The following is a 6,816-nucleotide window of genomic DNA, read 5'->3' as shown; positions in this document are numbered from 1 at the left end:
TTTAAGTTTTACATACAGGGTAGTGAAGTTTCAAAAATCACAAAAGATGTTTCAAACAGCAAATTTAGCTGATGAAACATCTTTTCTTATTTTGCGGATGTAATGATTTTGACTATGTCTTTATTAGACATATCAGATGATAATTGATAATCACCGATTTGAATATCTTTTGCTTTGTTCTTATTGATGATGTATCGTTCTAATTCACCATCATCCTTTATAATACCGCCATCTTTTAAAGCTTTTGAGACTTCGGTAGTCCCCATACCTTTTTTGATGACCAATTTATAAGTAGTGACTTCCTTTTTCTCTTTATTTGTCGAGGTGTTTTCTTTTTTTAAAGTTTGATAGTCTGTCTGAATCTTTGCAAGTTGTTCTTTTGCATCAGCAGCTTCTTCTTTTAAAGTATCGAGCTCTTCTTTTTTTATAACAACAGATCCTTTTGAAGCTTTTATAGAATTTTGAGTGTTTTCTTCAAAAAAATGAGTTTGGATAGTCATTATACTTCCGGCAAGAAATAATCCAATACCAAATGAGCGAATTGTTGATTTCATCATAAGCGATTTCCCCCAGAAGCAATAATCGCTTGTACTTGTTCTGTTGATAGGGATGATCGTTTACTTATTTCTTCGGTGTTATAGCCTTGCTTATGTAAAGTGATAACTTGGCTAATTATAATTTGATGGATGCCCTTAATATTTGCCTTTGACGTTTGTTTAGGACTAACTTTTGTCTTTTTAACAAATGATTGAGGCTCAAATAGTAATTCCTCCTCAACGGCTTTTAAACGCCGTTTCAATTGATGGGTTTCTTGATAGAAGTTTAACGATAATTCTTCAACATCCTTCTCAAGTTGTTTAGATTGTTTCCCAACAAAAAAAGATGCGAAAATTATGAGCAATCCGACAATGATTAGTATGAGAGATAAGTCCATTCTGTTCACCTCATGTAGTTATTTAGTTGTGTATTCAGCCGAATATTAACGGGCAGTAGATTAGGAGGCAACTGCCCGTTAATACTGGAATGTTGTAACTGATTCTCAGCGAAGGAAAACCTTAACTGAGTGAATTTTACTTTATTTTAACATAACAAAATCTAATTAGAAATGACAGTAGATTTTTTTGCGAATTATGATATAATGGTTTAGTCGTATAAATCATGCTCACTAAGACATTTTATTCTTTATATAGAGTGGGAGGGATAACAATGCGCGTTAATATTACATTAGCTTGCACTGAATGTGGCGAACGTAACTACATTTCAAAGAAAAACAAACGTAACAATCCAGAACGTCTAGAACTAAAAAAATATTGTTCTCGTGATAACAAAATGACACTTCACCGTGAAACAAAATAATGCTCATTGCCAAAACCTTTGTGGTTTTGGCTTTTTCCATTCTTAGAGAAGTTGGAGTGAAAAAATAATGCATAAAAAAGAACTTCGAAAAATAATTATGAGTGAATTAAAAAAACTTAATAAAGAAACATATAAAGAAAAATCTGAACTTATACATAAAATGTTACTTCAAGAATCAGCTGTGAAAAATGCAAATATTATCGGTATTACACTTTCTGCTTTTCCAGAAGTAGAGACCTGGGATTTAATTAAAGCCTTTTGGGCATTAGGGAAGAAAGTGGTCGTACCGAAATGTGAGCCAAAGTCTAGAAGAATGACATTTTATGAAATCACATCGTTTCAACAACTTGAAACTGTATACATGCAACTTTCAGAACCAATTCCACATTTAACAACTAAGATTCCAAAGGAAGAGATTGAATGTTTAATTGTTCCTGGTCTTGCTTTTGATAGACAAGGGTTTCGATTAGGTTTTGGCGGTGGGTATTACGATCGATTTTTGTCAGATTTTGATAAAACGACCATTTCTTTGGCTTTTCATATGCAGATAGTTGAAAAAATCCCTACAGATGATTATGATGTACCTATTGAAAAAATAATTACTGAAAAAGAAATTATAAATTGCAATTGATTTGAAAGGGGAGAGTTAACTCCTTGGAAACAGTATATGATGTAATGCAACTTTTAAAACGATTTGGTACTTTTGTTTACACAAAAAACAGAATCGGCGATTTACAGTTAATGGAGATGGATTTAGTCGAATTGTATAAGGGTGGACTTATCGAGGCACGTGAATTCCAATCAGCCCGTCATATCTTAAGAACAGAAACTGTAAAACTTGAAAAAGAAATAACATCAAAATAAAAATTCAATTATACAAAGGACCTATTGAAAAGAATTTTTAAAAATGGTTTAATCTTTTTTAAAATGATGAAACTTTCTGTTGGATGTATTCGTTATTATAATGATAAATGAATACGGTATTATGGAAATAATAATTATGTAACAAAAATGTTGCTTTATTGTTAGAAAAGGATTAAGATATATTTTGTTTCTTTCATAATGGAACTAATTTTGTAACGAACGAAAGAAAGTAGGAGGATGTTAGGAATGAAATTCAATAAGCTACCTAAACATTCAATATTGGTGATCGCTATTATCACCACTTGGATTAAGACATACATTACTTATCAATCTAGTTTTGATATGGAAATTGACAATTCAATGCAACAATTCATCTTATTGATTAACCCGCTTGCATTCTTGTTATTTATATATGGGATTTCTTTATTCTTTAAAACTGCAAAAAGAAGAAATCGATATTTAATAACAACAAGTGTTATCTTATCAATACTTGTATACGGAAATGTTGTTTTTTATAGATTCTTTAATGACTTTATAACACTACCTGTATTATTCCAAACAAGTAACTTTGGAGATTTAGGAAACTCAGCTACATCATCTATTAACTGGTACGATGTTTTCTATTTCACTGATGTTGTATTATTAATACTAGCTGTTAAATTCTTACCTAAAGCTAAAGAAGCTACAATTACTAAACCAAATTTACGCCGCACTTACTTTGTGCTAACTTTTGCTATATTATTCTTGAATTTGGGTTTAGCTGAAACACAAAGACCACAATTATTAACTCGTAGTTTTGACCGTGAATTATTAGTTAAAAATATTGGTACGTATAACTATCATTTATATGATATTTTCATTCAATCAAAATTCCACGCTCAACGTGCTATGGCAGATGGTAGTGAGCTAACAGATGTAACGAACTATGTGAAATCAAACCAAGGTGAAAATAATAAGAAAACTTTTGGTGTTGCTAAAAAACGCAACGTAATTATTATTTCACTTGAATCAACTCAAAACTTTGTTATAAACAATAAAGTGAATGGTCAAGAAATAACACCATTCCTTAACAAGCTAACAAAAGATAAGGATACTTTTTATTTTGATAACTTCTACCATCAAACTGGATTAGGTAAAACTTCTGATGCAGAATTTATCGTAGAAAACTCATTATATGGTACAGGACGAGGATCCGTATTCTTTACAAACAGTGGTAATACTTTTAACTCAATGGCAGAAAGATTTAACGAAAATGGCTATTTCACTTCTGTACTACATGCAAATAATAAGAGTTTCTGGAACCGTGACATGGTGTACCAAGCATTCAATATCAAAAAGTTCTATGATGTAGAATCTTATCATGTAACTGATGAAAACTCTGCAAACTGGGGATTAAAAGATATTCCTTATATGGACCAATCTGTAGAGATTATGAAATCAATGCCACAACCATTCTATACACGCATGATTACATTATCTAATCACTTCCCATTCACTTCAGATGAGGAAGATCAATTGATTAAACCTTACACTTCTGATGATAATACTGTAAATCGTTACTTCCAAACTGTACGGTATACAGATGAAGCGATAAAAGAATTATTTAAAGACTTAAAAGCATCTGGTTTATATGATAACTCAGTCATTGTTATGTATGGTGACCATTACGGTATTTCAGAAAACCATAACAAAGCTATGGCACAATATTTAGGTAAAGATGCAATTACACCATTCGATACTGCACAACTTCAAAGAGTACCATTCTTTATCCATATACCAAACTCAGGTATAGGTAAACAAATGCATGAAGTTGCAGGACAAATGGACATTAGACCAACAGTATTACACTTACTAGGTATTGATACTAAAAATGATTTACAAATGGGAACTGACTTATTCTCAAAAGACCATAAAGACTTCGTAGCATTCCGTGACGGTCGTATTGTAACAGATAAATTAGTTTATGCTGGTGAAGTATGTTACGATAAAGCTACAGAACAAAAGACCGATTCATCTAAATGTTCACCATATATTGAGCAAGCAAACAAAAAACTAGATTACTCTGATAAGATTATCAATGGAGATTTGCTTCGTTTCTACGACAACAAAACGGGTGAAGCAAAAAAATAAAATAAGATTTTAAGTTATTCATTACCGCATGGCTATTACTGGCTATGCGGTTTTTTTACATTTATGTTAGTAAAAAGTGAATTTCATAAATTTAAATTCTCTAGATAAAAAATTATTAATATAATACTAGAATTTTTATCATTTAATCGTATAATGAAATAGTCAGAAAGGATGTGAAAAACGTGTTAAAGATGATTTATCTATTAGTGACTGCAGTTTTTTTTCTTGGTGCCTGTCAACAACAGTCGATTTCAAAAGAAAATAAAACAACAACTGAGAACAATAAAATTCATACCGTAAAATCAATCTCGAATATCGTCCCATATCAAATAAAGGCAGAACAATTACATACAGTTGTTGGATTTTTATCTGAGGTTGACTTATTAATCATTGAGCAACATCAAAATAGGGAGCAATTAGTTCGATATAATTTAGAAACAGGGAAAAAGAAAATTCTTTATACTTCGGACGATGCAATTATTCAAGTTTTAATTCATCCTAGTATGAAAGAGATTCTGGTGCAAACAGCGAATAACTCAGAAAGTGCGAACGTTACGATAATTACTGTTGCAGGTAAAATTCTACATAATTTTAACGTCAAATCACAAGAAATCTCTCTAGTTTGGAATCCTAATAACACAAATTTAGTAGGATTATCAGCTTTTAATAATGATTTTTCGTATAATAGTTACATATATGATGGAAGCAAAAACAAACTAGTTGAATTCCAATCTGACAATCCATTTTGGACTTGGTACTCTGATAATATATTATGGGTAAACAAAATGGGGAATAATCCACTTAACGGTGGTACTTTAACAACCATCAATTGGAGAAATGGAAAAGTAACGTCCGAATCTAAACAAAAGATAGTTTATGTAAGTTGTTTTAAACAGTCTTCTCTGATTGTTACAATGGATTTTACTAAAGAAGAATTTCGTTATGTATTAGAAAAAGGTAATAAAAAGCAAGAGTGGACATCACCAGCTGTTACGGATTATGCTCAATGGTTTGTACCGGAAGTACAATGGCTGGATGATCAATCACTGATGGTATTATTGCCTATGGAAAATGGGAAAATAGATGAGGGTGAGCATCCTTTTAAACTTGTACATGTTTCTTTAAAAGGTGTTCATACCATTGGACAATCACCAAATTATGAGCAAATTATATGTTCAGCTAAAGGAACGCTTTGCCTTTCTGGAAATAATTATGAAACTGCAATTTCTATCAAGCCTTATGAAAAGAAAAAATGGTTAGTAGTAAAAGATTAAATTTAGCTAAATCATCTGAATAGTAAAGAACTGATCAAATAAAAAAGGATGCCCCGAAATGGAGCACCCTCTTTTATACCAAATTTTAGTGAAGGCTTGGTGGGAAACCTTGATGTAGGATAGTCATAACTACGAACCATCCAAACACTGCGAACGCTGCAAAGTTAAAGATTACACCAAGAATAGCTTTTTCTTTAAGAGCTTGCACTGTTCCTACTAGACCTAGAATTGCAACTAGGCCGAAAATAACCATTAATAAGTTCAATATAGACACTCCTTTCGACATCAGAAAATGAATGTCGTAAAACAATATTCCTTCTCTATTGTAAAGCTATTTGTTTTGTTTGTCGAGAACTTAATGTGACGGTTATTTGAACGTAATATAAAATAGTTGCTTTTTCGTTAAATACAGAAACTTACAACTTTATCATGTGTATAGTAGCTTCTTAAAAAGCAAATTTTATGATAGCCTTCACCTTGAGAATTGTTTTAAGAATTCTGTATAATGAGATTGAGGTGAAGAAATGTTAAATATTCGTACATATCCTTTAGGACCTATTCAAGCCAATTGTTATATTATTAGTAATTCTCATAAAGAATGTCTTGTGATTGATCCAGGGGGAGAAGGAGAGAAGCTAGTAAAACAATTGAGAAATCTCCATTTAAATCCAGTTGCTATTTTATTGACGCATGCGCATTTTGACCATATTGGCGGTGTAGATATAGTAAGAGATGCTCTTAAAGTACCAGTACTTTTGCATAAAAAGGAATCTGATTGGCTTCAGAATCCAATGCAAAATGGTTCTGGTCGATACAGGGAAATACCTGATATTTTAATATCTCCAGCAGATCATTTAATTGAAAATGAACAAACACTAGAAATCAGCCATTTTAAATTCAAAATATTGCATACACCTGGTCATTCACCTGGTAGTGTAAGTTATGTATTTTTGGATGAAGGGTTTGCAATCGTTGGAGATACATTATTTGAAGGAAGTATTGGTCGTACGGACTTAGTTGGTGGAAATAGTAAGCAACTGCTTTCATCTATTCATAATAAGTTATTAACATTAGATGAAGAAACAATTATATATCCAGGCCATGGAGGTCCCACAAGAATTGATATTGAAATGGAACAAAATCCATTTTTAAACGGCTTTTAAGCAAGCCATCAAGGTTTTAGTATTGCGGC

Annotated in this window: 9 protein-coding genes; 6 read left to right on the top strand and 3 right to left on the bottom strand. The window is 31.7% G+C overall.

Features of this window, described 5'->3' with window-relative positions; translation table 11 throughout:
• Positions 1–86: 86 nt before the first annotated feature.
• Positions 87–557: an endolytic transglycosylase MltG gene (locus D1606_RS17785; RefSeq protein ID WP_119417358.1), complete on the bottom strand. Its 471-nt coding sequence runs from the start codon at positions 555–557 to the stop codon at positions 87–89.
• A complete protein-coding gene (locus tag D1606_RS17780) occupies positions 554–934 on the bottom strand; it encodes a hypothetical protein (RefSeq protein WP_119417357.1) in 381 nt (126 codons plus the stop codon). The genes D1606_RS17785 and D1606_RS17780 overlap by 4 nt, the downstream gene beginning before the upstream one ends.
• 272 nt (positions 935–1,206) lie before the next feature.
• On the opposite strand from D1606_RS17780, the gene rpmG reads away from it, so the two are divergent.
• From rpmG to D1606_RS17755, 5 genes are all read left to right on the top strand, one after another.
• Positions 1,207–1,356: a 50S ribosomal protein L33 gene (gene rpmG, locus D1606_RS17775; RefSeq protein ID WP_010287907.1), complete on the top strand. Its 150-nt coding sequence runs from the start codon at positions 1,207–1,209 to the stop codon at positions 1,354–1,356.
• 67 nt (positions 1,357–1,423) lie between these two features.
• Positions 1,424–1,987, top strand: a complete 564-nt coding sequence (locus tag D1606_RS17770) for a 5-formyltetrahydrofolate cyclo-ligase (RefSeq protein WP_119417356.1) — start codon at positions 1,424–1,426, stop codon at positions 1,985–1,987.
• 23 nt (positions 1,988–2,010) lie between these two features.
• Entirely contained in the window at positions 2,011–2,220 is a 210-nt protein-coding gene (locus D1606_RS17765) for a YqgQ family protein (RefSeq protein ID WP_119417355.1), read from the top strand.
• A gap of 246 nt (positions 2,221–2,466) precedes the next feature.
• Positions 2,467–4,350 (top strand): LTA synthase family protein, encoded by a 1,884-nt coding sequence (locus D1606_RS17760; RefSeq protein WP_119417354.1) that lies wholly within the window; start codon positions 2,467–2,469, stop codon positions 4,348–4,350.
• A 191-nt stretch (positions 4,351–4,541) separates the two neighbouring features.
• Positions 4,542–5,624, top strand: a complete 1,083-nt coding sequence (locus tag D1606_RS17755) for a YqgU-like beta propeller domain-containing protein (protein WP_369973827.1) — start codon at positions 4,542–4,544, stop codon at positions 5,622–5,624.
• Positions 5,625–5,709: 85 nt separating this feature from the next.
• Here D1606_RS17755 and D1606_RS17750 read toward each other — a convergent pair whose 3' ends face one another.
• On the bottom strand, positions 5,710–5,889 hold the full coding sequence (locus tag D1606_RS17750) for a DUF2759 domain-containing protein (protein WP_119417352.1): 180 nt from the start codon (positions 5,887–5,889) through the stop codon (positions 5,710–5,712).
• Between the two features lie 259 nt (positions 5,890–6,148).
• Here D1606_RS17750 and D1606_RS17745 point away from each other — a divergent pair, with 259 nt between their 5' ends.
• On the top strand, positions 6,149–6,787 hold the full coding sequence (locus tag D1606_RS17745; RefSeq protein ID WP_119417351.1) for an MBL fold metallo-hydrolase: 639 nt from the start codon (positions 6,149–6,151) through the stop codon (positions 6,785–6,787).
• Positions 6,788–6,816 lie beyond the last annotated feature (29 nt).

It is taken from the genome of Rummeliibacillus sp. POC4, assembly GCF_003576525.1.
GTDB lineage: Bacteria > Bacillota > Bacilli > Bacillales_A > Planococcaceae > Rummeliibacillus.
Note: the sequence above shows the minus strand (reverse complement) of the source record. Positions and strands in the feature narration are given on the sequence as shown.

Excerpts from the sequence above, each read along its gene's own strand:
- D1606_RS17785 (WP_119417358.1), bottom strand. The coding sequence starts at position 557 with ATGATGAAATCAACAATTCGCTCATTTGGTATTGGATTATTTCTTGCC.
- D1606_RS17780 (WP_119417357.1), bottom strand. The coding sequence starts at position 934 with ATGGACTTATCTCTCATACTAATCATTGTCGGATTGCTCATAATTTTC.
- rpmG (WP_010287907.1), top strand. The coding sequence starts at position 1,207 with ATGCGCGTTAATATTACATTAGCTTGCACTGAATGTGGCGAACGTAAC.
- D1606_RS17770 (WP_119417356.1), top strand. The coding sequence starts at position 1,424 with ATGCATAAAAAAGAACTTCGAAAAATAATTATGAGTGAATTAAAAAAA.
- D1606_RS17760 (WP_119417354.1), top strand. The coding sequence starts at position 2,467 with ATGAAATTCAATAAGCTACCTAAACATTCAATATTGGTGATCGCTATT.
- D1606_RS17755 (WP_369973827.1), top strand. The coding sequence starts at position 4,542 with ATGATTTATCTATTAGTGACTGCAGTTTTTTTTCTTGGTGCCTGTCAA.
- D1606_RS17745 (WP_119417351.1), top strand. The coding sequence starts at position 6,149 with ATGTTAAATATTCGTACATATCCTTTAGGACCTATTCAAGCCAATTGT.